The 25,662-nt window shown below is 66.6% G+C and carries 25 protein-coding genes and 5 pseudogenes; 15 read left to right on the forward strand and 15 right to left on the reverse strand.

The annotated features are described in order from the left end of the window. Window positions 1–814: 814 nt before the first annotated feature. On the reverse strand, window positions 815–1,624 hold the full coding sequence (locus tag I1A62_RS07050; protein ID WP_219458339.1) for a hypothetical protein: 810 nt from the start codon (window positions 1,622–1,624) through the stop codon (window positions 815–817). 493 nt (window positions 1,625–2,117) lie between these two features. Between I1A62_RS07050 and I1A62_RS46155 the strand changes: the two genes are divergently transcribed. Both I1A62_RS46155 and I1A62_RS07060 read left to right on the forward strand, forming a co-directional pair. Then, window positions 2,118–3,386 carry a hypothetical protein gene (locus I1A62_RS46155; protein ID WP_257890705.1) on the forward strand — a complete coding sequence of 423 codons (1,269 nt, stop codon included), beginning with the start codon at window positions 2,118–2,120 and terminating at the stop codon, window positions 3,384–3,386. Between the two features lie 21 nt (window positions 3,387–3,407). Beyond that, window positions 3,408–4,652 carry a DUF4041 domain-containing protein gene (locus I1A62_RS07060; protein ID WP_257890706.1) on the forward strand — a complete coding sequence of 415 codons (1,245 nt, stop codon included), beginning with the start codon at window positions 3,408–3,410 and terminating at the stop codon, window positions 4,650–4,652. Window positions 4,653–4,711: 59 nt separating this feature from the next. Here I1A62_RS07060 and I1A62_RS07065 read toward each other — a convergent pair whose 3' ends face one another. Next, window positions 4,712–5,263 (reverse strand): PIN domain-containing protein, encoded by a 552-nt coding sequence (locus tag I1A62_RS07065; protein WP_219458340.1) that lies wholly within the window; start codon window positions 5,261–5,263, stop codon window positions 4,712–4,714. 1 nt (window position 5,264) lies between these two features. After that, window positions 5,265–5,702, reverse strand: coding sequence for a helix-turn-helix domain-containing protein (locus I1A62_RS07070; RefSeq protein ID WP_219458341.1), 438 nt, complete (start codon window positions 5,700–5,702; stop codon window positions 5,265–5,267). Window positions 5,703–5,839: 137 nt separating this feature from the next. Between I1A62_RS07070 and I1A62_RS07075 the strand changes: the two genes are divergently transcribed. Then, window positions 5,840–6,265 carry an excalibur calcium-binding domain-containing protein gene (locus tag I1A62_RS07075; protein WP_219458342.1) on the forward strand — a complete coding sequence of 142 codons (426 nt, stop codon included), beginning with the start codon at window positions 5,840–5,842 and terminating at the stop codon, window positions 6,263–6,265. 47 nt (window positions 6,266–6,312) lie between these two features. Here the strand turns inward: I1A62_RS07075 and I1A62_RS07080 are convergent, their stop codons facing one another. Continuing rightward, window positions 6,313–6,753, reverse strand: coding sequence for a hypothetical protein (locus I1A62_RS07080; protein WP_219458343.1), 441 nt, complete (start codon window positions 6,751–6,753; stop codon window positions 6,313–6,315). Window positions 6,754–7,754: 1,001 nt separating this feature from the next. Between I1A62_RS07080 and I1A62_RS46160 the strand changes: the two are divergent. Together I1A62_RS46160 and I1A62_RS46840 are read left to right on the forward strand one after the other, a co-directional pair. Beyond that, window positions 7,755–8,420 (forward strand): annotated as a pseudogene (locus tag I1A62_RS46160) (thermonuclease family protein); the annotation flags it as partial. Beyond that, on the forward strand, window positions 8,398–8,769 hold the full coding sequence (locus I1A62_RS46840) for an excalibur calcium-binding domain-containing protein (protein WP_308340786.1): 372 nt from the start codon (window positions 8,398–8,400) through the stop codon (window positions 8,767–8,769). The pseudogene I1A62_RS46160 and the gene I1A62_RS46840, both read left to right, overlap by 23 nt. Window positions 8,770–9,079: 310 nt before the next feature. Here I1A62_RS46840 and I1A62_RS07090 read toward each other — a convergent pair whose 3' ends face one another. Then, the gene (locus I1A62_RS07090) at window positions 9,080–9,490 is read right to left on the reverse strand and encodes a GvpL/GvpF family gas vesicle protein (protein WP_257890707.1); all 411 of its coding nucleotides are present in this window, start codon (window positions 9,488–9,490) and stop codon (window positions 9,080–9,082) included. A gap of 282 nt (window positions 9,491–9,772) precedes the next feature. Further along, window positions 9,773–10,065: pseudogene (locus tag I1A62_RS47120) on the reverse strand (hypothetical protein). Window positions 10,066–10,663: 598 nt separating this feature from the next. Between I1A62_RS47120 and I1A62_RS07095 the strand changes: the two are divergent. Together I1A62_RS07095 and I1A62_RS07100 are read left to right on the forward strand one after the other, a co-directional pair. Further along, window positions 10,664–11,170 carry a hypothetical protein gene (locus tag I1A62_RS07095; protein WP_219458344.1) on the forward strand — a complete coding sequence of 169 codons (507 nt, stop codon included), beginning with the start codon at window positions 10,664–10,666 and terminating at the stop codon, window positions 11,168–11,170. After that, the gene (locus I1A62_RS07100; protein WP_219458345.1) at window positions 11,167–11,808 is read left to right on the forward strand and encodes an RES family NAD+ phosphorylase; all 642 of its coding nucleotides are present in this window, start codon (window positions 11,167–11,169) and stop codon (window positions 11,806–11,808) included. The genes I1A62_RS07095 and I1A62_RS07100 overlap by 4 nt, the downstream gene beginning before the upstream one ends. A 543-nt stretch (window positions 11,809–12,351) precedes the next feature. Here the strand turns inward: I1A62_RS07100 and I1A62_RS47125 are convergent. After that, window positions 12,352–12,561 (reverse strand): annotated as a pseudogene (locus I1A62_RS47125) (transporter associated domain-containing protein); the annotation flags it as partial. Between I1A62_RS47125 and I1A62_RS47130 the strand changes: the two are divergent. Beyond that, window positions 12,473–12,805, forward strand: a complete 333-nt coding sequence (locus I1A62_RS47130) for a hypothetical protein (protein ID WP_374710855.1) — start codon at window positions 12,473–12,475, stop codon at window positions 12,803–12,805. The pseudogene I1A62_RS47125 and the gene I1A62_RS47130 overlap by 89 nt on opposite strands. 161 nt (window positions 12,806–12,966) lie before the next feature. Here the strand turns inward: I1A62_RS47130 and I1A62_RS07110 are convergent, their stop codons facing one another. From I1A62_RS07110 to I1A62_RS07135, 7 genes and pseudogenes are all read right to left on the reverse strand, one after another. Next, window positions 12,967–14,241 (reverse strand): amidohydrolase family protein, encoded by a 1,275-nt coding sequence (locus I1A62_RS07110; protein WP_219458346.1) that lies wholly within the window; start codon window positions 14,239–14,241, stop codon window positions 12,967–12,969. Further along, window positions 14,238–15,464 carry an amidase family protein gene (locus I1A62_RS07115; RefSeq protein WP_219458347.1) on the reverse strand — a complete coding sequence of 409 codons (1,227 nt, stop codon included), beginning with the start codon at window positions 15,462–15,464 and terminating at the stop codon, window positions 14,238–14,240. The genes I1A62_RS07110 and I1A62_RS07115 overlap by 4 nt, the downstream gene beginning before the upstream one ends. A gap of 35 nt (window positions 15,465–15,499) precedes the next feature. Further along, window positions 15,500–15,661 (reverse strand): hypothetical protein, encoded by a 162-nt coding sequence (locus tag I1A62_RS07120; protein ID WP_005569480.1) that lies wholly within the window; start codon window positions 15,659–15,661, stop codon window positions 15,500–15,502. Continuing rightward, a pseudogene (locus I1A62_RS07125) lies at window positions 15,658–16,689 on the reverse strand (IS701-like element ISRhosp4 family transposase); the annotation flags it as partial. The pseudogene I1A62_RS07125 and the gene I1A62_RS07120, both read right to left, overlap by 4 nt. Window positions 16,690–17,141: 452 nt before the next feature. Next, complete coding sequence (locus I1A62_RS07130) at window positions 17,142–17,966, reverse strand: acetamidase/formamidase family protein (RefSeq protein ID WP_219458348.1); 825 nt, start codon at window positions 17,964–17,966, stop codon at window positions 17,142–17,144. A 31-nt stretch (window positions 17,967–17,997) separates the two neighbouring features. Further along, window positions 17,998–18,123 (reverse strand): hypothetical protein, encoded by a 126-nt coding sequence (locus I1A62_RS46175; RefSeq protein WP_257890708.1) that lies wholly within the window; start codon window positions 18,121–18,123, stop codon window positions 17,998–18,000. A 116-nt stretch (window positions 18,124–18,239) separates the two neighbouring features. After that, window positions 18,240–18,587, reverse strand: a complete 348-nt coding sequence (locus I1A62_RS07135; RefSeq protein ID WP_257890709.1) for a hypothetical protein — start codon at window positions 18,585–18,587, stop codon at window positions 18,240–18,242. 169 nt (window positions 18,588–18,756) lie between these two features. Here I1A62_RS07135 and I1A62_RS07140 point away from each other — a divergent pair, with 169 nt between their 5' ends. The 4 genes and pseudogenes from I1A62_RS07140 to I1A62_RS07155 all read left to right on the forward strand — a co-directional run bounded on the left by I1A62_RS07140 (window position 18,757) and on the right by I1A62_RS07155 (window position 22,498). Further along, complete coding sequence (locus I1A62_RS07140) at window positions 18,757–19,830, forward strand: IS630 family transposase (protein ID WP_257890710.1); 1,074 nt, start codon at window positions 18,757–18,759, stop codon at window positions 19,828–19,830. Between the two features lie 27 nt (window positions 19,831–19,857). After that, window positions 19,858–20,093, forward strand: a pseudogene (locus tag I1A62_RS47135) (transposase); the annotation flags it as partial. Window positions 20,094–20,179: 86 nt separating this feature from the next. After that, on the forward strand, window positions 20,180–20,380 hold the full coding sequence (locus tag I1A62_RS07150; RefSeq protein WP_219458349.1) for a hypothetical protein: 201 nt from the start codon (window positions 20,180–20,182) through the stop codon (window positions 20,378–20,380). A gap of 1,128 nt (window positions 20,381–21,508) precedes the next feature. Then, entirely contained in the window at window positions 21,509–22,498 is a 990-nt protein-coding gene (locus tag I1A62_RS07155) for a hypothetical protein (RefSeq protein WP_192581938.1), read from the forward strand. 22 nt (window positions 22,499–22,520) lie between these two features. Here I1A62_RS07155 and I1A62_RS07160 read toward each other — a convergent pair whose 3' ends face one another. Further along, the gene (locus I1A62_RS07160; protein ID WP_072951674.1) at window positions 22,521–22,802 is read right to left on the reverse strand and encodes a DUF1876 domain-containing protein; all 282 of its coding nucleotides are present in this window, start codon (window positions 22,800–22,802) and stop codon (window positions 22,521–22,523) included. Window positions 22,803–23,075: 273 nt separating this feature from the next. Here I1A62_RS07160 and rox point away from each other — a divergent pair, with 273 nt between their 5' ends. The 3 genes from rox (at window position 23,076) to I1A62_RS07175 (ending at window position 25,614) form a co-directional block, all read left to right on the forward strand. Continuing rightward, the gene (gene rox / locus I1A62_RS07165) at window positions 23,076–24,509 is read left to right on the forward strand and encodes a rifampin monooxygenase (protein WP_219458350.1); all 1,434 of its coding nucleotides are present in this window, start codon (window positions 23,076–23,078) and stop codon (window positions 24,507–24,509) included. Window positions 24,510–24,613: 104 nt separating this feature from the next. Next, window positions 24,614–24,898: a hypothetical protein gene (locus I1A62_RS07170; RefSeq protein WP_192581939.1), complete on the forward strand. Its 285-nt coding sequence runs from the start codon at window positions 24,614–24,616 to the stop codon at window positions 24,896–24,898. Window positions 24,899–24,966: 68 nt separating this feature from the next. After that, window positions 24,967–25,614 (forward strand): response regulator transcription factor, encoded by a 648-nt coding sequence (locus I1A62_RS07175; protein WP_124393412.1) that lies wholly within the window; start codon window positions 24,967–24,969, stop codon window positions 25,612–25,614. Window positions 25,615–25,662: the final 48 nt, after the last annotated feature.

A 25,662-nucleotide genomic window follows, 5' to 3' on the forward strand; every position in this document is an offset into this window, starting at 1 on the left:
CAGCGACAGTCGGCGACCCGGACCCGGTCCGATTGACCCAAAGGCAGGAAGAAGAATTGGTCGCTATGGTCATCGCCCTCGGCCAAGGGGCACGTCGACACCACCGACACCGCATCCTGCCGCGCCCCAACGAAAACAGGGGTACTAACGTGACTGAAAGACCTTGTATATCAAGGTATCTCGACGCCGGTTGTCGTTAACATTTTCTTCCGCATCGCATATCACGTATGTGCAGACTAATTGTCGGAGATGTCATCAGTATTGGTTTGACTGTGCCTGAGAATGTCCAGTACGGCCTTTGGGTTGGCAGAAGCCATAGCTGAGAAAGTTCGCTCGCGGCGGCAGCCAGATGGTTGCGCGGGCTCGCACCTACAAATCTCTTCGAGGCTTCCTCCGCGAGAACGAGTAACTTTGCCAGCCGTTCATGGTCCGGTTGGTCATCGACACCGACCAGCACAAGAGCCGCAAGGCAGACGACTACACGTTGGGGGTCCGTCTTGTTCATCTTTGCATTGGCAGCGGTCAGGGATTCGGGATTCGGCACTCCGCTTCATCGCCGCTGATTGTGGGCCCCGCCCGACTAGGATCTGATCTGGTTGCGAGCTCAGGTAGCGGCTACACCGAAAACGAAGGCGGACGCTGTTCCCTCGGCGGACGCTATTCCACGGGCTAATGCCGATGCCTTCGCCGAGGAGGTTCACGGCACCCATATCAGAATCCGGGCCTCTATCGTCCAGCGTACGACCGATTGCCTGCCCGCGTCGGATCCATCTCTTATTGGAATCGCGGCCACCAGACCGGGCGCCAGAGAGCGCTATCCGTTGTTCCCGTACATTATCGCTGCTACATCGTCGTGGGGGGTCGGAGTAACCGTCGGAGTCTTCTTGCCCCGACCTCCGGTGCTCACACGGTAGTAGTCGAACTCCTTCGAATCTGGGTTCTCGAACACTAGGAACCACGAATTGCGACTGTGTCCTTTCTTCTGTGCGGCGCCTTTGAGGGTGCTCAGATTCCACCGGCCAGTCGTCTCCTGCCTTTTCCAGAAATCGACGACCTCCCCAATCATCCAGAGTTTGACGTCCTTTGGGTCATACACGATCACACTCCCGTCCTGGGTTTCCAGGCCTAGCGAATCCGCCGGGAAATCGGCTTCGATCGCACCTACCGAAGCAGAATGAGTTCCCTCTGAGCCGAATCCGGCATCGACTTGTGAACGAACCCCCTCCTCCGCTCCGGTACCACTGAATTCAACAGTAGTCGCGTCCTCATCGTCGAGCTGCTTGGCCGCACCCGCACCGATCTGCTCTCGAAGTTCCAGCTGATCTTTCAACTCACCAAGCGACCCTTCCGTTCTTTCCATGAACTTTTCGTGGAACAGGCGATCAGCTTCCCCCTGCTTAGATTGGCGCGCGAAAATGACGATTGCAGCCATCACCCCCGCCGCCGACAGCAGAATCCCGGCCCCTGCAGCGAGGTCGAGGGTCAGGTCCTGGTCGGCGCACACGACTGCGATGACACCAGCAACCATGACCACCGAGGCGCTGACAAAGAACGCTCGGTGGACGCACCTCATGTCGGTCCACCACGCCGCACGTCGACTTTGCCGGCCGTCTGTCTTGCTCACGAGCGAACATCTTGCCTTATAGTCCTGTGGGTGCTCGCCAATGGCGGGCCTTGCATCACCTGCCTGTCGGATCGCTCAGGACACGCTTGAACTGTTCGATGATGGTTGATTGCCAATAGATCGCCACCTCGCTTTCCGGCGCCCTACTCGCCGTCGCGAGCGATGCCCAGCTGATCGCGACAGCCCACCATCGATCTTGTCATCCCCGTACCACGGAGCTGGTTTCCCGATTGTTGACACGGATCCGCACCTCACGAGCGGCCGCGTTGCCCTTGGTGCCGGTGCGGATAGTCCGCGTCGATCGGTGTCTGCTCCGCCGCCCACTCCATTGCAGCGCGCCCGCGTCGATCGTTCGATCGACAGCGCGTTGGTGTGCGGGCTGTTTGGTATCAATCATCTACGCATTGACGCACTGCCGGACCACTTGAGCTGCGAAGCTCACATCGACGACATGCAGCGATCGACGCACTGTTCAACTGAAGGGGGCCCAGGTATGGCCAGGCGACGTGGATTCTTCGCGGAGATGCAACACCAGGCGCGGCTCGCCGAGCAACGGCAACGCCAGCAACAACGGGCGACCGCCCAGGCACACGCCCGCGCGGTCCGCGAAGCGCAGCGCGCCCAGCGGGAATTCGAACGCGCCCAGGCCGCCAGCGCCCGGATGGCCGCGTCCGACGCCGCCCATGCGGCGAAGGAACGCGCCCGGCTGCACGAACAAGCACGGCTCGCGGAGGTCGAACGGCTCAACACAGAACTGGCAGAGCAGTCCGAGGCCATCGACAGCCTCCTGTCGGCGACGTTGTCGGTCGACGACTACGTCGACCTGGCAGCGCTGCGGCAGCAGATCGCACACCCGCCGTTCGACCGGCCCGATCTGACCACCCCAACCCGGCGCCCCGATCCGCTGCCCTACCCGCCGGAGCCCGTCTACACCGAGCCCCCGGCCCCGACCGGGCTCGGGGCGGCGCTCGGCGGCAAGAAGAAGCACGCGTCCGCGATCTCCGACGCGCAGGCGTTGTTCTGGCAGCAGCATCACCATTGGCAGGGGCTGCTCGCCGACCGCACCCGGGTCGAGACGGAGAACGAGCACACATATGCGCGGATCGAGGCCGAGCGTGCGCAGAAACTGCAGGCCGCGCAGGAGCAGTACGAGCGCGAATGCCGCGAGCGGCGGGAATCGGTGCTGTCGGCGAATGTGAAACTCGAGCGACTGATGGTGGCGTTGCAGGAGCGTGAGCCATGGGCGCTCGAGGAGTACGTGTCCATCGTGCTCGGGAACTCGGTGTACCCGGACTGCTTCCCCGTCGAGCACGACTTCGCGTTCGACCCGGCGGATCGGGAACTGCGGTTGACCGTCACCGTTCCGGCCCCGGCTGCCCTCCCGGCGGAGAAGGCGTTCAAGTACGTCAAGGCAAGTGACTCGATCACCAGCACCCCGCTGACCGTCAAGGCCCGCAAGGACCGCTACGCCAAGGCGGTCTCCGAAGTGGCCATCCGGACCGTCCACGAGATCTTCGAGGCCGACCGAGACGGCATCATCGCGACGATCTCGATGGAACTCGGCACCAGGGCGATCGACCCCGGCACCGGGCACGACACCACCCTCACCCTGGTGCAGTTGGCCACCGACCGGGACACCTTCACCCGCCTCGATCTGTCTCGGGTCGAGGCCCGCGCCACCCTGGACCACCTGCGTGCCGGGGTGTCCAAGAATCCGCACGACCTGGTTCCGGTCGCCAACACGCGCGGCGTCCGTGGCTAACGGCGGAAAGGGGATTATCAGATGACCAGTCCGGATCCCAGCGTCACCATCAAGGCGCTCCGCGAGATGCTCGTGGTCAAAGAACGCGAGGCCAATACCCTGCTCGACCGGATCGCCGGTCTCGAACGCGACCTCGCGCAGGCGACCGAGAACGCCCACCGCGCCGGCGCGCAGTCCGCCCACGGCCTCGCGCCCACGGGCGGCGGTGCCGATCCTGGCATCGTGGAGACCGACGATCGCCTGGTGCTGCAGGAAGTCGGCATCTACACCTACCACCACCCCCTCGAGAACGCCGCCGCCTACCGCGACCAACTCACCGACATACAGGCCGCGATCAAGGACGCGGTCACCAGCGGTGAGGCGATCGACGCGTCGAACATGTTCAGCTTCAACAACTCCCTCGCCAAGGGCCGCAAGATGACCGCGGACCTGACGAAACTGATGCTGCGCGCCTACAACGCCGAAGCCGACATCTGCGTCCGCACCATCCGCGCCGGCAACCTCGCCACCGCCGTCAAACGCCTCGACAAAGCAGCAACGACGATCGCCAAACTCGGCGACATCATGCAAATGCACGTCGCCGACACCTATCACGCCCTACGGATCCGTGAGCTCGAACTGACCGCGGACTACATGATGAAAGTGCAGGAAGAGAAAGAAGCCGCCCGCGCCGAACGCGAACGCCTCCGCGAGGAACGCAAAGTCGAACAAGAACTCGCCGCCCAACGCGAGAAACTCGACAAGGAACGCGCCCACTACCAGAACGTGCTCACCTCCCTCGACACCGCCGACCCGCAGGAAAAGCAGCGGATCCTCGACAAGCTCGCCGACCTGGACCGGGCGATCGAGGACAACGACTACCGCCAAGCCAACATCCGCGCCGGCTACGTCTACGTCATCAGCAACCAAGGCGCCTTCGGCCCCAACGTCGTCAAGATCGGCATGACCCGACGCCTCGACCCCACCGACCGGGTCCGCGAACTCGGCAGCGCCTCCGTGCCCTTCCCCTTCGACACCCACGCCCTGTACTTCTCCGACGACGCCATCACACTCGAAAACGCACTGCACAACGCGTTCACCGGGCAACGCCTCAACCACGCCAACCTGCGCCGCGAATTCTTCTTCGCCACCCCCGCCCAAGTCCGCGACGTCCTCGCCGCCCACGTCGGCAACCTCCTCGAATACACCGAAACCCCGGAAGCCACCCAATATTTCCAAAGCAGAAGCAACTGGCCGGCGGGCGCCGCAACCGGGCCGACCAGCTGACGGACCGCGTCCACAGCAGTGGCAACAGCAGCCGCCACCGGAGTGGTCGTTGGCGCCGCTCAGCGGCGGAGCGCCGCCGCGGAAATAGGCAACCCCGCCGCCGCAAGGCGGTCGCACACATCAGCGGGGGTCCCCGGTGGATGACGCCACGCCGCGGCCGTCGCGCTGACCGCCTGATGGACCCGTACCCCGTCGAGGTGGAACAGATCCATCACGAACTCGTCCGGATGCTTGGCCTCGATGCCGAACTGCGCCAGCTCCGCGTCGGGGAAGTCCCGCAGATTCGCGGTGACGATGACCTGGGCGCCGGCGCGGATCGCCGCGGCCAGCACATGCCGGTCGTCCGCATCCGGCAGCGTGAGTGCGGGGATGAGTGTCTCGTAGCCGGTGACCAGGCAGTCCGGTACCGCCCTGTTCATCAGCTCCCGTAGCTTCGTCAACGTCGCTGTCGGGATGTCCGGGCGATCCTCGGCCAAGTTCTCGAACGTCTCGTCCAGGATCTTATCCGTCCACCGCGCGTGCACCAGGCCGGTCTGCGCGAGCCGGATCAGCACATCTCGTAACACATTCGGGTACAGCACATTCGCGTCGTAGAGCACGGTGAAGGTCACGTCAGTACAGCCCGAGGTCTTCCGTCAGGGCCGCCAGCTCGTCCGCGGCGGCACGCGAGGCCCCCAGCTGCGTCCGCTGATAGGAGAGCAGCGACGATGCCAGAATCCGGCGATGCCGGCCGACCAACCGGTACTCGATGTGCCCCTCGTCGAGGAGCTTGATCACATGCGGCCGAGAGACATTGAGCATCTGCGCGGCCTGCTGGGTCGTCAGCTCCGCGTGCGCCGGGACCACGGTGACCCCCTGCCCCGCGGCCATATTCGCCAACACCTCGCGGATCAGATCGAGCGCCGCCCGAGGAAGATGCACCGACTCCGCGGTGCCGGCCACGGTCACATCCAGGGTCTCCCCCGCCGGATCGACATCACGAAGCAGCTGCAGGGCCTGCCGGGCCTGCTCCTGCTCGACCACGGTCGGCTGATCATGCGCTGCGGACATCCCACACCTCCTAAACGAAATATACGCAACAAACGAAACAACCGCAACGACATACTCGGTCCGCGGAGCGCCTTCTGTGTCGTCTGTCGGTCACTCAGCGGATACCGAACGTCCTGTTTGCCTGATTTCATGCCGGAATGAAGAAGACAACCCTGGGGATGGCAGCGCTGGCCATCTCCGCCCTCATCAGCGGCTGCGGTGGCGGCGCGCAGTCCAGCAGCACGTCGACCACCACCACGGCCTCGGTGGCCCGGCTGGTCGACGCATCGAGCGCACGGCCCACGACCGCCGTGGGCGCGGCGCCCGCCACGACCACCGCCGCCCTGCCGATAACCACAACGCCGGCCGTCGCCCCGCCGGTCGCCCCGGTCGCGCCCACGACACCCGTGGCCGTTGCTCCCCCGCCCGCCCCCGCCGTGATCCCGGCCGCCCCGCAATCCTCGGTCAGCTACGCGTCCTGCGCCGACGCGAAAGCAGCCGGGGCGGCGCCGATCTACCAAGGCGAGCCCGGCTACTCGACAAAACTCGACCGGGACAAGGACGGTATCGCCTGCGACAAGTGATCCGGCGTCACCATCGCCCGACGTCGTGCCGTCGTCGACCAAGCGGGTCACAGGGGGCACAGGGTTTGCCGGGTCCGGTTCCAGAACGCAAACAACTCGGGGCTGCCGGCGTCCGGGTGTTGCCGTTGCGCTTGTTCGTCGAATTCGAGGACCGTCTTTCCGGTGGTGTGTGACAGTGCGCAGGCGTCCAGACTCAGCTTCGCCGACGCCACGAACCCGATCCTCTCGGCGTATGGGCCCAGGACCCCAGAATCGACGAACGGGCCGAGGCCTGGCCCCCACCGGTTGAAGGCGGACTGCAACCCGAAATCACAGGGCTGCCCGAAGAGTTCACTGCACGTCGTCGGCCGGCCGTGGACCATGACCGCGGGATCGGGCAGCGGGCGCGGCGGCTCGGGCGGCTGCGGTCGCGACGCGACCACCCACACCACCAGCACCGCGGCGCCGACCACCAGGCACACCAGCACCGCCTTCAGGACCTGCTTCATCGCTCACTCACCTCGTCACCCACCTTCATTGCACCACTCCCGCCCTCCGTCCGGCTGACACACCGGCGGACTGCAGCGAGAAGGCCAGAACGCGAGCGCCGTCGTCGGTCGCCGGCGGGGGTTGACGCACCGCGGGCCCGCTCCTCGCATAACGCGCACTGCACCGATGCTCGGTCGCACGCGGTAGCCGCCGGACGCCTGCCCCGACCGGTACCGGTGTGGCCGACGAGGGAGAACACCCGAGCGGTTGCTGCCTGCTGATGCACTGGGCCGCCAGTGCCACCGTGCCCGTCAGTACCGCGACCCAACGCCGCGGCAATGCACACGAGCGTCGCAGGGACGGTGAAACCCAAACAACCCAACGGCGCCCACACCGGCAGTCGTCGCCGTCACCGCACCGAGCGGGGGCAACACCGCATGCATCCGTAGCCAGCACCCGCGTGGCCACGTCCAGCATCACCCACCGCGGCGACGCGCCAGGACGCCCGGGACCGCCGTTCCTCCCGACACCCGAGCAAGGCAGATGCCCACCGGCCTGCCGCCGTCATACCACCAGGTCACGTCGCAGTCAGGAGCGGCACGATGCGGCGAGAGATCGCCGCTGCCATGGACGCACACCGGCGACGATCCCAGATCGGAGGTCAACCGACATCCAGAGCAGGACTACGCGAGGGCGATCCTGTCAGACATCGCTCCTCCGGTAACGACGATCACCGGAGGAGCGATGTAGCAAGCACACTGATCTCTCCTCTCGGGAGTCTCCCGTGAACAAAATCAAAACCAGCGTACGGGTCGTATGTTGGCTTCTTGCAGCACTTTTCGTCCTCTCAGCGGCGTCCGCCTTCGTCGAGCTGGACATTCTCACCGGGCTCTTTCTGCTCATTCTGGCTGGAGTCTGTCTGTACTTCGCGGCGTTCCGCCAGCACGTGGTGGCAGCCAGGGAACGGCGGATCGAACAGTTGCGGGTCGCGGCGCGGACAGACGCCGAACACCAGGCTGCAATGACCGGCCACTACGTCCCAGCTGCCCCGATCGTCGAGCCGCCGAAACGCGGCAAGCTCGTCGGCGTCGGGGTGGCCGTCACACTGCTGATCATTGCGTACATCGGCGGCTCCCGGACCGAGACGCCCGTCGATACCTCCGCCGACGGTGCCCCGGACACCACCACGGCCGCCCAACCGGCCGCAACGTCTGAACCGCCCGAGACCACGTCGAATCCAGCACCACCGGCCACAGCCGACACTCCGGCCGGCACGACCGCGCCGGCGCCAGTCCCCACCGTCGGTCCTTCTCACGAGCCAGACCGACGTGCCGCCACGGCGACCGTGGTGGCCACGGCAACGGTTACGCAGGTAATCGACGGAGACACGATCGAGGTGCAGGACGACGCCAAGGGCGCGCTCACCATCAGGGTGCTGGGCATCGACACCCCAGAGACCAAGAAGCCCGGCCACACCGTGGCGTGCTGGGGTCCCGAAGCGTCCTCCTGGGCGCAGGAGCAACTCGAAGGTGAGCGGGTGGCACTGGTAGCGGACTCCACCCAGGACGCGACGGACGCCTATGGACGCACGCTGGTCTACGTCGTGAAGCCGGACGGCTGGGACTATTCCGTCGAGTCGGCCCGAGCGGGAATGGCAAAGTCCTATGTCTACGACTCCCCCGTCACTCGCCATCCGCAGATCGTCGCCGCCGAGCAAAACGCGATCGCCGCGGGAAGGGGGCTGTGGGGGCCGCCCTGCAACGGCAATACCGACTCCGTGCCGCAGACACCCGCACCCGCACCACCTCCCGTTGCCCCGGCACCGGTGCCCGCGCCGTACGTACCACCTCCGCAGGTTCCATCTCCACCGCCCCCACCGCCACCACCCACCGCCACCGCCACCGCCGGCATACACAGTGGTTTACCCGAACTGCGCCGCAGCGAGAGCAGCGGGAGCAGCACCCCTGTACGCCGGCTCCCCCGGTTACAGCCTCGACCTCGACCGCGACCGAGATGGCGTCGCCTGCGAGACCTGACTCCCCGACACCAGCACGCGGAGTGAGCCGGCACCGGATGGCCGACGCCTCGAGCACAATGTCGGATCCGCCGACCATCGCCACCTCTGGTCGGCCCCCGCGACCAGCAGTTCTGCAGACTCGCCCGGGGACAGGTAGGCACGCACCCCGTCCGCTCACCACGCCGTGGGGTCGGGCGGCGCTCAGACCAGCCGGATCCCCGGACTCACCCGATCCTCCGCAGGCCCACCGCGATCGTCCTGCACGCAGCGCCGCATCGAACGTACAGGTGAGCAGAGGCTTCGAATCCTGCATGCCACAAAATCTTTCGTCAGTCCTCAGGCTTCGGTCTCACCACGAAGTCGTAGGGGGCCATGGGGCCGAGGATGCGCATGGTGACCCGGTTGTCCCAGCATGCGGCCAGGTCGCCGACCGTCTGCTCGAGTTCGTCTTGCCGGTCCACCTCGAGGAGGATCGCGATCTGGACGGCGTCCTCGTCGTGGGTGGGTTCGCGGACGGTGACGGTGTCGGTCAGCGGTGACAACGCATCGAGAGTGGTGCGAGTGTCCGTCTCCCGCGTGGCCTCCAGGCTGTGGCCGATGATCTCGCCCAACGCAATCCGGGCATCGCGGGTGAGCACCTCGGGCTGGCCGCGGATCGACTCGAGCAGGGCGGACGCCTTCGGGCTCTCGTCAACGATCTCCCGCACGATGCACTCCTCGACGTAACGGCCCTCGATCACGTGCTGGCCGTTTCACCGGCCGCGCCGCAGAAGCCTGCCGGTCGAACACATCGACGGCAAAGGGACAGGACCCTACCACCCCGACGACCGGGCGTTGGGGGTGATGGGGTCCGGTCCTGACCCGTGTGCAGTCGAGTCGAAAGGTCACGGTACGCGCAGTCGCGGCATCCGCGGTCGTTGTTCCACGACGCGGTCCGGGCGCGGCCGACAGATGGAAAGACCGGGGCACCAGGCAGACCCGATTCTCGTAGTGGAAATGCGGATTCGGCAGGACGAAGTTGGTTACGTGACCTTGACGCTCCCGGTGAAGAAGAACGGGGCCACACTTCCGAAGCAGAAAACGTTCACATTGGATCCCGACGCGAAACCGCCGATCTTTCCGACGCCGGCTTTGAATCCGAAATTCGAGTCGAGTGCGAAGCAATTCCAGCTCTCCCCCGCCGGTACCGCAATGCTGATCTCACCTTTGCCGCCCGCGGTGACAGTAGGTGCGGCTGTTGCGGTGCCGGCCCCACGAGCATCACAGGGGCGATAACTGCTGCGGCAACAGCTGTGCGCAACGCGATCTTGTTCATCGTGCTCACCTTCGATTCTGAAAAAGTCCCGACTCAGATAGGACGGTGACGCCGGCCCCCACCAGGGAAGCCGCGATCGCGTTCACCGCTTACTTCACATATCGCATCGACACCCGAAAAGTTTCACCAATACGACAATCTTCTTAAATGCGATACTTGAACAACCGACCAATTCAATTGGACAATTGCCTATTCCGACGAGTTTCTGATCAAACGAGCGCGAGCAACTACTTAATTACGCGGTGCCACATTTCGACGTGCCGGCCGCTGGCAAACGCGTAGCAGTCGGACGCCTCACAACAGCGGCCCGAGGGGTTGGGAGGGGCGCGCACGGTCGGAGGTTGAGGGGCCCCTCCGACCGCGAGCGACGAACGGCCCGCCCGCCGAAGAGGGGAGGCAGTCGGAGGGTCTGGCGGCCGCGAATGGCCGTCGGTCCCCGCGTGCACCGTGCCTGCCGGATACCTGCCGAAAGGTGGCTACCTCGGTGATCCCCACCACGTGGCGCGAAGAAACCCCCTGCTTAGACAGCTGGAGAGCTGTCACACAGCGAACTGCTTGACCTCTTGACTTGACCTACTTGACCGAGGATCATGGTGGCATGAGCACACCACTGAAGAAGGTCGTCGACGACCAGCTCACCGCCAGCGGAATGGCCGCAGAACAACTCGACGACGTCGACGCCAAGTACGTCGCCGCCGGCGTGAAGAACGTGCTCTCGAACCTCAAGGCCCGCCGCGCCTGGGAGAACCACATCGGTGCGATCTTGACCCACAAGCAGGCCGTCGACGCCACCGGCTGGACGAAGCAGGCCCTCAGCCAAGCCGTCAAGGAGTTTCGTGTGCTGCGTCTCGAGGCCGCCGACGGAACGATCGGCTACTGGTCCGGCGGATTGACCGACACCGCACCCCACGTCCCGATCCGGGGAATCAAAGACGTCCTGAAGGTGTGGGCGTCCGCCGACGTCCAGACCTGGACCATCGCCTCGTGGATGTCGAGCCCACAACCCGAACTCGACGACCGCACCCCGAGGCAGGCCCTCCTCGACGGTGACACCGCCGATGTCGTGACGCTCGCCCGGCAGGCAGCCGAACGGCTGGCTTCGTGAGCGCATCCCGAGCGACACAACACCTCGCCGTCCCACCGTCCCCGGACACACTCCGGGGACGGTTCCCTGTGTGCACGGTGCCCGCCGGCACGACGACGTACCGCACGCACGGGGCCAAGTTCGCCCCGTGGTGGTTCGGCACCAGCCTCGGGGGCCGCTTCGACCTGACCGGCCCCGACGGAACCTGCTACACCGCCGAGTCCGAACTGATCACCCTCCTCGAGACCTGGTGCGGCATCGCGCTCATCCCGAGCCCGGAGATCGCGCAACGAGTCATCTCCGCGGTGGCAGTCGACCGAGAACTCCGCCTCGCCGACGCGACCTCGAACGCCGCAATTCAGTTCGGCATGACGTCCGAGATCTCGACCACCACCGACTACCCGCTCACCCAGCAATGGGCGCAGGCACTGCGCGCAGCCGGTTTCGACGGCATCCGCTACTGGGCGCGCCACGAAATGACCCACGTCCACGCCTGCCACGCCCTGTTCGCACCCAGTGGAGACCAGACCAGCACGGTAGCGACCCCCACCGCCTTCACCGTGGCCGGTACCGACGCACTATCGGATCGCACCGACCTCTGGGATGCGCTGCACGCCACGGCCGGAATCGAAGTCCTCGACATCCCCGGCAGCATCTAAAACCCAGGCCACCCACGAGACACCGGTGAGCGTTGCGGGATCGGTGTCTCGGGGCGCACGTCGAAGGCGCGCCCCGGGCCGTGCGCACTAGAGAGCCGTAGAGAACGCAACAGAGGGTGGTCGCCGCACCACCCATCCGAAACTCTGCGATCGCATCAAGGGAGCGCACTGTCCACGAGGAGGTCGAGCAGCAGCGCTCCGGTGGACTCTCCAGACCCCGACGCCGACTTCGTCGGGAACAGCCGACGATCCGGTCGCCCGGGCGGTGGCCGGCACCGTGCCGGTCAGCGGAAGATCGTCCACACCGCGGCGGCTGCGAGCGCCACGACGACCACGACCATCACCACGGTGACGAACGGTTCGTGATCGGCGAGAAGTTGCTGCATGACGAGAAGCCTCCCAGTCCCGGCACCCGTCAGAGCACACTAGCGAGCGCAAGCACCGACACGGGCACTGACCGCATGGGAGAACCGGCCAGGCAAAGGTGACACTCAGACGCGAGATGCGGCGTCCGTCAGGAGCACTGACGGTGAGCTCGGCGCCATCGAAGGTGATGGTGTCGCCGAGCTGTGGGAGACGTCCGAGACGGTGCAGCACGAACCCCGCCACCGTTTCGTAGGGACCGTCGGGCACCGCGATCCCGGTGTCCCGCTCGAAGTCCTCGGTGATCAACAGACCCTCCACTGTCTGGCGACGCGGACGGGTGTCCGTGGTGTGGCGGGCGTCGAATTCGTCCCCGATCTCCCCGACCACCTCCTCGACGATGTCCTCGAGCGTGACGATGCCCGCGGTCCCGCCCGACGATCGCGATCTGGAGATCGTCGCGACGCATCTCCGACAGGGCCGCCAACGCCGGCTTGGACGCGGGAAGCTGCAGGACCGGTCTGCTCACCTCCGCCACCGTGGCCACCACGTGTTCGTCAGCGAGGAGCAGATCACGCAACTCCTCGCCACCACCGAATCGGAACTACCCGAGCGACCGCGCCGACTCGCGTAGTCCGCGAGCCTCATCCCGTCCCCGCCGTCTCCTCCCCAGCGGTATGCCCATTGGCGAATCCACCTCGACCACCAATTCGTCGAACCTGCCGCTCTTCGCGAACCTCACACCAACTCGTTGGCCCAATCGCTTCGAGGCACAGTGCTCTCCACGGCTAACCGCTACTTCGCTAGTTCGAGTTGTCGGGCCTGGTGGTGCCAGTCGCGTTCCCGACGTTCGGTGTAGACCGGGACACCGCCCGTCAGTACGAGACGTCTGGGCGGCTGATCGAAGAGAAGTGTGGTGGGCTCGTCCGTGTCGAGGACGACCAGATCGCCCCGCCCGCCAACGGTGACTCCGTGGGGCTCGCCCGGCCGGACGACCGCGGCGGCCGCAACGGTAATCATGTCAACGATTCGCGCGAACTCGTCCGGCGAGGAAATGTGCGAGATTCTGGCCGCGAGAAGGGCGATGTCGAGCGAGTCCGCTCTCCCGGTGTGAGTGAATGCATTCCGAATGTTGTTCGACGACAGAGCTGTCGGTACGCCGGCGGACCACAGTTCCCGGATCGGTGCGACACCGCGCCGGGCATTTCGTTGGTCGTCGCGGCCCATGAGGTAGAGGTCTGTCGCCGGCAGGGCGACGACGGTGATCCTCGCGGCGGCGAGAGCGTCGAGTACTCGGCTTCGGGTCGAGGGTGACAGTGCCGCCAGGGTGGTGACGTGGCCGATGGCCACGCGGGCTTCGAGGCCTCGTTCCATTGTCTGGTGGGCGACGTACTCGGCGAGTGTGAAGCGTGGGTCGGAGTCGTCGTTCGCCAGGTCGAGGTGCAGGTCTGCCGGGATCCCGAACTCGACTGCGAGGTCCAGAATTGCGTCGACGTGTCGTTGGGCGTCCCGCAGCGAGTCCTCGGCGTAGGGGCACCCGCCGACGACGGTTCCGGTGATGTCGAGGGCTTCTCGCAGCAGCGGCATCGTGCCGGGACGGCAGAACAGTCCCTCCTGTGGGAACGGTGCCACCTGAATGTCGACGACGCCTGCGAGTTGACGTGCCAGCTTGTCGATCACTCGGACCGACAGCAGACCTATGTCGGGGTCGATCTCGGTGTGCGCGCGTATCGAGGTGGTTCCGTGGGCGACGGCCCGGGCGAGAACACGCAGGGCGCGTGTACGCACGTCGTGGTCGGTGAACAGTGCCTTCGCCGCTGCAGTCTGTGCGATGGCCTCGTGAAGCGACCCACCGGAGGTCGGTGTTCCCAGAAAGGCCTTGTCCAGATGCAGGTGGGGTTCCACGAAGCCGGGCAACACCACTCGCCCGCCGGCGTCGTGGGTGACGCCAGCGAGTCGGGGTCCGGTTCCGGCAGGAGTCACCGACGAGATCCGTCCGTCGGTGATGCCGATGTCCACCAGCCCGTCACGGTCGAGCAGTCGAGCCGCCAACAAAGTGGTCGATGTCATGGCTTCACTCTCCGGGTCGGCGCGAGCATGCGGTCTGCCACTGTTGCCGCCGCGAGCAGCATCTCGTCGTCGCCCGGGTGGGCGACGAGGCACACTCCTACCGGCAGTCCCGACACTGTGGACAGCGGGAGGGATACCGCCGGGAGTCCGCCGAGCCCGGCCACACAGGTCATGGCGATGGTGCGGCTCCGCAGTTCGGCTTTGGCGGTACCGGGGAGGTCGATTCGTGGTGCCGGCCCCGAGGCCGTTGCGAAGGCCAGCACGCCTCCAGACGGGATCGTGGATTCGATCTTCTCGCGGACCATCGCTCGTCCTTCCTCTGCGAGCCGGGCCTGCTCGGGATCCGCCGCGGCGGCCTGGCGCATGCGTGAGGTCACCCCCGGCCCCAGGTGGGGGTGTCGACTTGTCACCCAGGTGCCGTGGGTTGCCCAGATGTCCGTCATCTGGCGCGCTGAGAACCGCTGCTGCCAGTCGGCGAGGGTGTCGACCCCGGCGAGTGTGGTCTCGGTGACCGGTATCCCGGCGACGTCGGCCAGTCCTCGCGCTGCTGCGGTCACGGCGGCGGCTGTGTCGGAGTCAGCGAGCGCGAGTAGGTCGGTCGCGAGGACGATCTCGGTGGGCGATGCGGCAGCGACCTGAGGTCTGGCACCAGGTTTCAACAGGACGGTCGCTGCCCGCTGCATGGCCTCGCCCGTGGCGGCGAGCACACCGACGGTGTCGACGAACGGTGCCAGTGGAACCACGCCGGTCATCGGGATTCTGCCGTGGGTGGTGCGTATTCCGAATGTGCCGCAGTACGAGGCGGGGACACGGGTGGACCCTGCCGTGTCGGTGGCGAGGGCATAGTCCACGAGTCCTGCCGCCACGGCTGCGGCGGAGCCGCTCGACGAGCCGCCGGGTACATGCTCCGGAGCAGCCGGGTTCACCGGGGTCCCGTAGTGGACGTTGGTGCCGGAGAGACTGAATGCGAGCTCGTCGCTGTGGGAGATTCCGATGACGGAGGCACCGGCGTCCGTCCAGCGTTTCACGGCCCAGGCATGCGAGGACTCGACGCGGGCAGCGGCAAGCCAATCCGGGTTTCCGGCACCGATTCGGTGCCCCGCAATCGCGAACAGATCCTTGACGACGGTCGAGGTGCCGGCGAGCGGGCCGGTCGCTGCACCGGCCGCGAGAATCTGGGGCCCGACTCTCAGCGATCGACTTCTGGCATACGACTGCCTCACCTCTCGTGGGACGTCGCCTAGTACTGCAACGGCACTTATGGGAGGTGTCCGCGACGTCGGTAGTGGGAGGTGCGGGCCTGGTGTTGTCGGCGCCGTCGCCAGTTCGACCAGGACCAGATGTGCTCGTCCGGGTGGGCGTGTCGCAGGATCAGTTGCACGAGCAGGCGGCGGATCTCGGGTAGCGTGTACGCGATCATGCCCTGATCTTCGATCCCGATTCCCCCTTTACCGCTTCGGTTTTCGTTCCGGCGAGCCAGGCGAGGGCGAGCATCGACAAGGTGATGTGGGCGTACCAGGCCCGGTAGGTGCGTACCTGGTACTGGTCGAGGCCGGCCTCGTTCTTGGCCTGTTGGAAGCATTCCTCGACCCGCCACCGGGAGCCGGCGATGGTGGCGAGTTCGGTGAGCGTGGTGCGGCGGGGTCCGGCGCAGATGTAGTACGCGATCTCGGTCGGATCGGAGAGGGATCGGCGGGCGAGCAGCCAGTGCCCACGCCCGGGTGCCCAGGCGATCCGGATCGGGATCCGCACCCAGGAATACTCCCGCGGCCCGTGTGCGCCGTCGCCGACGGAGATCCGGCGCCACTGCTTCGCCGGGACCGCGGCGATCATCTCGTCGGCGCGGCCGGAGCGGCCGTGCGGGGTGAACACATCGTCGTTGCACCGGGTGGCCAACACATATGAAACATCGCGTTCCTCGAGCCAGACCCGCAGGTACTTCACCTGCCCGTAGGCCTCGTCGGCGGTGACCCAGGAGAACGGGACCCGGGCGTCGAGGGCGCGTTCGATCATGTGTTGCGCCAGTCTCGGTTTGGTCGCGAACTCCACCTCGTCACCGATCCCGGCGGCGCGGCACCGGTCCCGGTCGGAGGTCCACGACTCGGGCAGGTACAGCTCCCGGTCGATGAGCGCGTGCCCGGCACCGCTGGCGTAGGCGAGGAACACCCCGATCTGACAATTTTCCACCCGCCCGGCGGTGCCCGAGTACTGGCGTTGCACCCCGGCCGAGCGGGTGCCCTTCTTCAAGAATCCGGTGTCGTCGACGATCAGTACCCCGGCCGGATCGCCGAGGCGTTCGACCACGTAGTCACGGACGTCGTCGCGGACCCCGTCGACGTCCCAGTCCGCCCGCCGCAGCAGCCGTTGCATCCCGTCCGGGCTGATTTCGCCGGCGCGCTCGGCGAGGGTCCACCCGTTCTTGCGTTCCAGACCCGCAACCAAACCCGTCTGTCGTCATGATTGCCCTTCTCGGTAGACAGGCTCAGTTTCGGATCCCGACGATGCCGACCTCGGCGACCGACGGGGTTCCCGGATTCTGAGAGCTGGGGTTCGGAGGAAGGACGAGCCCGCGCCGCACAGCGGCGGGCATCGACTACCTGTCGATACTGCTCATTCCGAGCCTCGAGTGTGCCACCCATATGTTGCGCGAGAACTGCGATCTGTAGACTGAAAGTTACTTGAGTACAATAGTTTTCGACATATCCGACAGAGATAGCGCGGGCCGACGGACGCGGCATTTCCGTCGAGCCCGACACCTGACATCCACTTACCTCGTTCGCGTACAACACATCCGGTCGATCGTACCGAAGCCGGGGTCACCGCCTACTCCTTCGCGGGAGTGCGTATCGCGGTGAGAAGAAAGTGCGCGAGAATGGATACGGAAGCAGGAATTTCCAAAGTCACGGCGCTAAGGCCTTCGAGGAGAGGATCAAGCGTTGAAGCGAAGCCCACCCGGTGGGACCGAAGTCGCTGGTGCGGATCTGACCGTGGACTCCCTGCACGAGATCCACGGCCTGGGAGACCTGGAAGTCTGTTGCCGCGCTCAGGTACAGGTACACCTGTTCTCGGTCCATGCCGAACAGACAGACGAGCATCTGCACGGCGTTGGCAACACAGGACGACAAGGCGTGGCCGAGGTCTTCGTGCAGTCCCGTCGGGATGAGAAGGCCGTCGCTGATGGCAAATGGGCCGGCGACCCGTTTCAGCTCGCCGAGATCGTCGGCGGGAATGACGTCGACGGTGAGCGTCGCGCGAAGCGGAGCCTCGAGCGCGGTCAGCGCGACCTCCCCGTTTCCTTGGGCGTAGTGCGGGTCGCCGACGTACAGCAGTGCGTCCGCCACCTGCACGGGGAGGTAGAGCGTGCTGCCGACCGTCAACAGCTTGAGGTCGAGGTTGCCACCATGATGTCCGGGCGGGATCGAGTTCGCTCGGCTCGTGGAATCAGTGGCGACCCCCATGATGCCGAGGAATGGTTGCAGCGGAAACGAGACGGTGTCGGGCTCGCCGCGGCGCAGTGCCATCGAGGCCACCCACCCGCGGTCGGGATCCGCGGTCACCGGGCAGAACGATCCGTAGTTCCCCGAGAGCAGCGGGTTCCGGTGGAGGACTCCACGGCCGTGTCGGGTCGAGATGACCCCGTAGGGTGCTCGCATGACGAGGTCGTCGACGCGTACCGCGAGCAGGTCCCCGGGGCGTGCACCGGTGACGGCGATCGGACCGGTCACGATGTGCGGCCCCTGCCCGGGCGCCGGGGGGTCATTGTTGGTCGCGATCCGGGGTCTGCATCGGTTCGGTCGCCCATGTCCCCATCCTGCCCTGAGCGACGATCGCGCCGCTCGCCGGATTCGAGAAATGTTTCGACAGTGCAGCATTGACGATCATGCCCCAATCTGATCGCCTTCCAAGAGTTCGGTCGGACGGCGACCGGGTCCGGAGCCGAATCCGGTTCGCCACCGCAACCGGCACCGATGCAGATCCAAGCTTAGTGGTCTGATTCGTTAGTTCGTCGGGGGTTGTTGCCAGGCGGTGGGGTCGGCGAGGTAGAACCCGCAGGCGCAGTCGAGTGCGTCCTCGGGGGTGCCGGCGAAGGCGCCGCTGGGCAGGATCGAGTCCTGGTACTTGCCGGTGCTGGCGAGGTGGATCGCGAATCCCCACGAGCGGGCCGATCCTCCGTAACGCAGCCGCATCAGCGGTAGCACGGTGCCGTCCGGCAGTGTCGCGTCGACGTAGGCGAAGGATCCTCGAAATCGGGCGTCGACGTCACGCAGTTGCGGCCAGCGGGCGCGGGCATGGTCGAACAACCGAAGGCGCAGCGAGTTCTTCGTCGATTCCGGTGGTGTCGGCACAGGGTTCATCGTGCCCGATGACCACCCGTGTCGGTCACCTATCTCGGGGGTGTCGCACGCGAAGGTTGTGGCATGTGTGATGAATGTGACCTGATGGTGCTGCTGTGGTGATGGTCAGTCCGTTCCAGGTCGCGTTGGACGACGTCGACCGCGTCGGCTCGAACGGCGGGTGCGGGCGGGCAACACCCCGCAGAAGGTGGTGCTGCGCGCGGTGATCGTGTTGCTGGCCGCCGACGGCGCCTCGAACGCGGCCATCGCCGACGAACTCGGCATCTGCGTCGATACCGCCCGCAAGTGGCGGGCCCGGTTCTGCGCCAAGGGTATCAAGGCACTGGTCGACGCGCCCCGCTCGGGGCGCCCACCGGTGTACACCCCCACGGACGTGGCCCGAGTCAAGGCGTGGGCGTGCGAGTTGCCGGCCGAACACCAGCTGCCCCTGTCTCGGTGGAGCGCCCCGGAACTGGCCCGCCAGCTACTGACCGACGGGATCGGCGCCTCGGTGTCGACGGTCCGCCGCTGGCTCGCCCAGGACGCCCTCAAACCCTGGCAGTACCAGTCGTGGATCTTCATCCGGGATCCACGGTTCGAGGCCAAGGCGGCGGTGGTGTTGGACCTTTACGCCCGCAGGTACGACGGCATCGCGCTGGGCGCGGACGAGTACGTGATCTCCGCGGACGAAAAACCCTCCATCCAGGCCCGCTGCCGCTGCCATCCCACCCAGCCGGCCGGTAAGGGACGTCCGATGCGCGTCAATCACGACTACCGCCGCGGTGGGGCGTTGGCGTATCTGGCGGCCTACGACGTCCACCATGCCCGAGTGTTCGGTCGATGCGAACAGTCCACCGGCATAGTGCCGTTCACCGACCTGGTCGATCAGGTCATGACCTGCGAGCCCTACGCCTCTGCGGAGCGGGTGTTTTGGATCGTCGACAACGGATCCTCGCACCGGGGCCGGGCCGCGATCGATCGGCTGTCCGCGAGGTATCCGAACGCGGTGATGGTGCACACCCCGGTGCACGCGTCGTGGCTCAATCAGGTCGAGATCTTCTTCTCCATAGTCCAACGCAAAGTGCTCTCGCCCACCGATTTCGAAGAACTCGATGCTGTCGAACGGCGCCTGCTCGCCTTCGAGGAACGGTACAACGCCACCTCCGTGCCGTTCAAGTGGCGGTACACCACCACCGACCTGCACCGACACCTCGAACGACTCGACCTCCACGACCGAACCCTGCAAGCGGCATGACCCCCGACGAATTAACGAATCAGACCACTCAGCATCGCGCCGGCGACGCTGCGGGACTGGGTCGAGCGGGACGAAGCCGCGTCGCCCGGGGCTCCGAAGCCGGAACCCGATGTGTCGGAAGAACTCGCTCGGCTTCGCCGGGAAGTATCCGAATTACGCAGAGCCAATGAGATATTGAAGACCGCGAGTGCGTTTTTCGCGGCGGCGGAGGTCGACCGCCGACTGCGGTGATCGTCGACTACATCGACGCGTACCGTCCACGACGTACTCGGTCCGCAGGACCCCGGCTTCTGGAACCCCGACGTCCCCGGAACCCGCGTCCTGACTCCAGTCGAGCCCAGGGGTGAGCGTGGTGTGCACCAGCGGCTTCGAACCGACCCCGGGGTGCTCGACACTCGACATTCGCGACTGGTCCTCGCCGCAGCGCTCCCTCGTCTTCGTCGACGTACCCGTGATCGGACAGCCACCACTGCGCGTGTGGGTGGACATCCTCCCCCGCCTGGACGAGGGCGCCGTGGGGCAACTGATGGAACATCTCTTCCCTCGTTGACACCGGGCCTTCTCAGGTGCGCGCGAGCCGCCACCCGCGGCGGGCACGAAGAGCCGTGGCATTGCCGCCATCACGAACGCTCCCACCCACAGCCAGAGCGAACCGGCGGGCGGGCCGTCAGAGCCGACACCAGCCCCGCACGCCACCACCACCAGCACGGCTGGTGATGGCCAGCTCACCCAATACCGGCGCCGGCGGCGGATCCGCTCCACAGACGTGCCTGCCGACATCGACCGATCGGCACACCAGGCCGGGATCACCTCCACACTGGTTGACCGGGCGTCGTACCTCGAAGGGTCCCGCTGATCAGGCCGGCTGCGACCCGGGGCGCATCCCGATCACCGGACAATCACACCTCCACGGGCGAGGGGCCCGTCCGCCTCGCGTATCAGGCGATAACCGGTGCTCGTGGGCGTGAATCGCCGCACCCAGATCCGTGTGGTGTGACCCGTACGGCTCTCCGGAGAGTCGAACGGCGCGGCAAGAACACGGCACAGCGCCTCCTCCCCGTCGACAGCCTCGACCTTGACCGTGCGGCCCTTCACCCGGGGCGTGCTTGCCGGTGAGCTGCAGAACCCAGGCCGGGATCGAACGGCGATGTCTCGGACCCGAACACCGTCGTCCACAGCAACCAGGCAGTCCCCGACGGCAGACGGCTCCGCCGGGCTGGGCTCGTGTCGGCCAGCCGTACGCCCGGGTCACGTCGAAACTCAGGGACGAGGTCAACACACAGACCTGGCTCTCGACCGATGCCGATATCGGCCCCGATGCTCAGAAGCACATACGAAAGTGCGGCGAGGCACGATCGGAAGTATCCGAGTGTGAATAATATTCACGCGGCCGGATGTGCGGCGCCGGGCCGGTAAGGCCAATTCCGCGCCGACGCCGGAGTGGCCCGGAAACCGGCCGTTTCCGAATGAACTTTCGGTGCCGGGTGGTCCCCCGCCGCCCGGCTGGGACTCTCCATTTCGTCACTGTGGCGAATTAGGATGTCACGCTCTGACCCGGATCGCCGCCCGGCGGTGACCATTGGCCCTAACCTCGCGCCGACGGACGGCGAACACTGGGATAAAGGCACCGGCGTTCCGCGCCGGCCGGGGCGGAACGCGATTCACCGAGGAGGCGATCGTGAACAGCACAATTCCCGACGAGAACGTTGTTCGCATTGCCGTGGACCTTGCCTGCCGGGCGCCGTCGGTGCACAACAGCCAGCCGTGGCAGTGGACGTACGCCGACGGTCAACTCGACCTCTACACCGAACACGGCCGTGTACTGGCGTCGACCGACCCGTCGGGCCGGCAGTTGGTGGTCAGTTGCGGTGCGGCGCTGAATCATCTTCAGACGGCGCTGACCGCACTCAGATGGGCGGCGGACGTCCAGCGTGTCCCGGACGGGCCCCGCTCCGGTCACCTGGCGACGATTCGGTTCCGTCACGACGCCCGGCCGCAGTCGCACGACTTCGATCTGCTCGCGGCGATCCGGCACCGGCACTCCGACCGCAGGCCCTTCGGTCCCGTCAGCGTGAAGACGCCGCTGCCCGCCGCGTTGGACGACGTGGTGCGCCGCCAGGACGTCCACCTGACCGTGCTGAGGCAGGAGGCGCGTCCGGCGCTCGCGAGGGCAACCGAAACGACCGCGGCCGCAAGGAAATACGACTCCGCCTATCAGGCCGAGCTGCACTGGTGGGCCGGTCATTCCACCGCTCAGGGCGGAATCCCCGCCGAAGCGCTGGCCACGGCGGAGAACCGGGACCGCGTCGACATCGGGCGCCGCTTCCCCGCCGGCCGGGACGCCGGCGCGACCACGGAGACGGATCACTCGACAGTACTGGTGCTGAGCACCGCCACCGACGGTCGCGGTGAGTGGCTCCGCGCCGGTGAGGCCCTGTCCGCGGTGCTGCTGGAGGCCACCGTCGGCGGTTTGTCGACGTGTCCGCTGACCCACATGACCGAACTCCGTCAGAGCCGCGAGATCATCCGCGAACTGCTCCCCGACCGCGGGTTCCCGCAGGCGCTGATCAGGGTGGGCACCACCGAGAAGAAGTCGGCGCCGCGGCAGACGCCGAGACGGCCGGTCGAATCGGTCTTGTCGGTCGGCCGGCGTCGTGTCCCCCGCTGACGGGGCGCGGCGGTGAGAGCAGTTATCCCGTGAGATGCACGCGGCTGTGCGTGGCCGTTTCCACGTCGGCCGCGGTGGCCTCGATCAGTTGGTGTGCGAGGTCGGACAACGCGCGTGCGGTGGCCAATTCCTCTCCGATCTCGGGGATTTCGGTGTCGTCCGGGTTTCGACGGGCGAGTCCGGACCCGACGAACGTGCGAGTGTCGCGGGTGCGGAGCCGGGCCTGCGCGCGGGTTCTGGAGCCGCCTTCGTCCGAGTCGTGTTCGTCGATGACGATCTCCACCAACCATGTCGTCTCGTTCATGTCCGGTGGCCTCCGTTCGGTGTGAGTGCGGGACCGAGGTGGTCCTATACCCAGTGTTCTACGGTGCCGGAGATCAAGGAACCGTCAGAATCACGGGACGGCATAGGAAAGGGCAGGGAGTCGTCCACTCCGTGCCCCTTTCAACGTATGGCGCACCGGTGGCCTTGCGGCAAGACCCCGGTCGTGCCGCAGAATCTCCCGTCGAAGCCAGAACCTGCGGAAAACGCGGAGCAAACTGGCCGAAATGCACGCATGCCGAAATGGGGGTTTTCAATGATCGATGTGATCGTTGCCGGCGGCGGACCGACCGGCTTGATGCTGGCCGCCGAGTTGCGGCTACACGGAGTGGACGTCCTCGTGCTGGACAAGGAACCGGAGCCGACGACAGTGGTCCGCTCGCTCGGCCTGCATGTGCGCAGCATCGAACTGATGGATCAGCGCGGCCTGCTGGACCGCTTCCTCGCGGAGGGCACACGGTACGAGGTCGGCGGCTTCTTCGCCGGCATCGACACACCGTGGCCCGATCGGATGGACACCGCACACGGGTACGTACTCGGCATCCCGCAGACCGTCACCGAGCGCCTGCTGGCCGAGCACGCCACCGAACTCGGTGTCGAGATCCGGCGCGGCTGCGAACTGGTCGGGCTGAGTCAGGACGAGGACCGGGTGAGCGTCGAACTGGCCGAGTCCCGCAGCACCCGGCTGCGCGCCCGGTATCTCGTCGGCTGCGACGGCGGCCGCAGCACGATCCGCAAGCTGCTCGGCGTCGGCTTCCCCGGCGAGCCGTCGAGAGTCGAGACGCTGCTGGCCGAGGTGGAGTTGACGACGCCGCCGGCGGAACTGGCCGCCGTGGTGGCCGAGGTCCGCAAGACGCAGAAGCGGTTCGGCGCCATGCCCCTCGGGGACGGGCTGTACCGCCTCGTCGCGCCCGCCGACGGGGTCACCGAGGACCGGATGGTCCCGCCGACCCTGGACGAGCTGAAGCGGCAGGTGCGGGCTATCGCCGGCACCGACTTCGGCGCGCACTCGGCGCGCTGGCTGTCCCGCTTCGGCGACGCCACCCGGCTGGCGGACCGCTACCGGACCGGCCGTGTGCTGCTGGCCGGCGACGCGGCGCACATCCACCCGCCGACCGGCGGGCAGGGCCTCAACCTCGGCCTCCAGGACGCGTTCAACCTCGGCTGGAAGCTGGCCGCGGAGATCGGCGGCCGGGCCCCGGGTGGGCTGCTCGACAGCTACCAGACCGAACGGCGCCCGGTGGCCGCCGCCGTGCTGGACAACACCCGCGCGCAGATGGAGTTGACGTCCACCGAGCCGGGTCCCCGGGCGGTGCGCAGGCTGCTGTCGGAACTGATGGACTTCGAGGAGGTCAACCGGTATCCGATCGAGAAGGTCACCGCGGTCGGGGTCCGCTACGACTTCGGCGCGGGGCACGAACTGCTCGGCAGGCGTCTGCGGGACGTCGCGCTGAAGCGCGGTCGCCTGTACGGGCTGATGCACGGCGGACGCGGACTGCTGCTCGACCAGACGGGCCGGCTGTCCGTGACGGGCTGGGCGGATCGGATCGACCACGTCGTCGACGTCAGCGAGGAACTGGACGTGCCCGCGGCCTTGCTGCGTCCGGACGGCCACGTGGCGTGGGTCGGTGACGATCAGCGAGATCTGCTCGAGGTGCTGCCCACGTGGTTCGGCGCCGCCGACGCCTGAGGACGGACGTGTGACCTTTGGCCCTGTCATTGTGCTCGCCGTTATCGCACCGTTGTACGAGGGCCGGCGCACGACATCGGAGCCGGCGAAGGAACGAGGACGCCATGTTCGAACACTCCACCGCATCGCCGCGCGAGGATCGTCACCGGTGGGAGGACGAGCCCGGCGAATTCCTGTACGTGCATCCCGCGGGGTTCGCGCTCGCGGTGGTGGCGGGAGCGGTGACCGCGGGACTGGTGGTCCTGCTCGGTGCGTGGCTCGCAACTCCCCTCGTCGGAGTCGGCGCCGCGGCGACGCTCGTCGCCACCGTGGGGTTGGCGGCGGCAATGTTGATGCCGCACCGGCCGCGCCGGCGCGGATCCGGGCCGTTTCGTCCGGCCGCGCGCTGACCGGACCGACGCTCACCGGCGTAATCTGAATACTCCGACGGTGACGCGGCCAGGCCTGGAGGGTGCCCATGATCAGGGTTTTCCTGGTGGACGACCATGAGGTCGTCCGACGAGGGATCGCGGATCTCCTCACCTCCGATCCCGAGCTGACGGTGATCGGTGAGGCCGCGTCCTATGCGCAGGCGATGGCGCGGGTGCCTGCCCTGAAACCGGATGTCGCCGTCCTGGACGTGCGTTTGCCCGACGGCAACGGAATCGAGCTGTGCCGGGAGCTGCACTCGCTGATGCCGGAGTTGCATTGCCTCATCCTGACGTCGTTCACGGACGAGCAGGCCATGCTCGACGCGATTCTGGCCGGGGCCAGCGGATACGTCGTGAAGGACATCCGGGGCATGGAGCTTGCTCAGGCGGTCCACGATGTGGGGGCGGGCAAATCGTTGCTCGACAGTCGTGCCGCCGGCGTCCTGATGGACAAGGTACGTGCGGACGCCGACGGGAAGGACGGCATCTTCGCGCACCTGACCAATCAGGAGCGGACCTTGCTCGCACTGCTCGGTGAGGGGCTCACCAACCGGCAGATCGCCGCACGCATGTTCCTCGCGGAGAAGACCGTCAAGAATTACGTGTCCCGGCTGCTGACCAAACTGGGTGTGGAGCGCAGGACTCAGGCGGCGGTGCTGGCCACGAAGTTGCCGTCGAAACCGCCCGGCACCTGACGGGACCTATGGTTGTTCCGGCTCCTCGTGAGGTCACCGGGTGGGACA

Origin of the sequence: Rhodococcus sp. USK10 (assembly GCF_019378875.1) — a bacterium.
Taxonomy (GTDB): Bacteria; Actinomycetota; Actinomycetes; order Mycobacteriales; family Mycobacteriaceae; genus Rhodococcus_F; species Rhodococcus_F pseudokoreensis.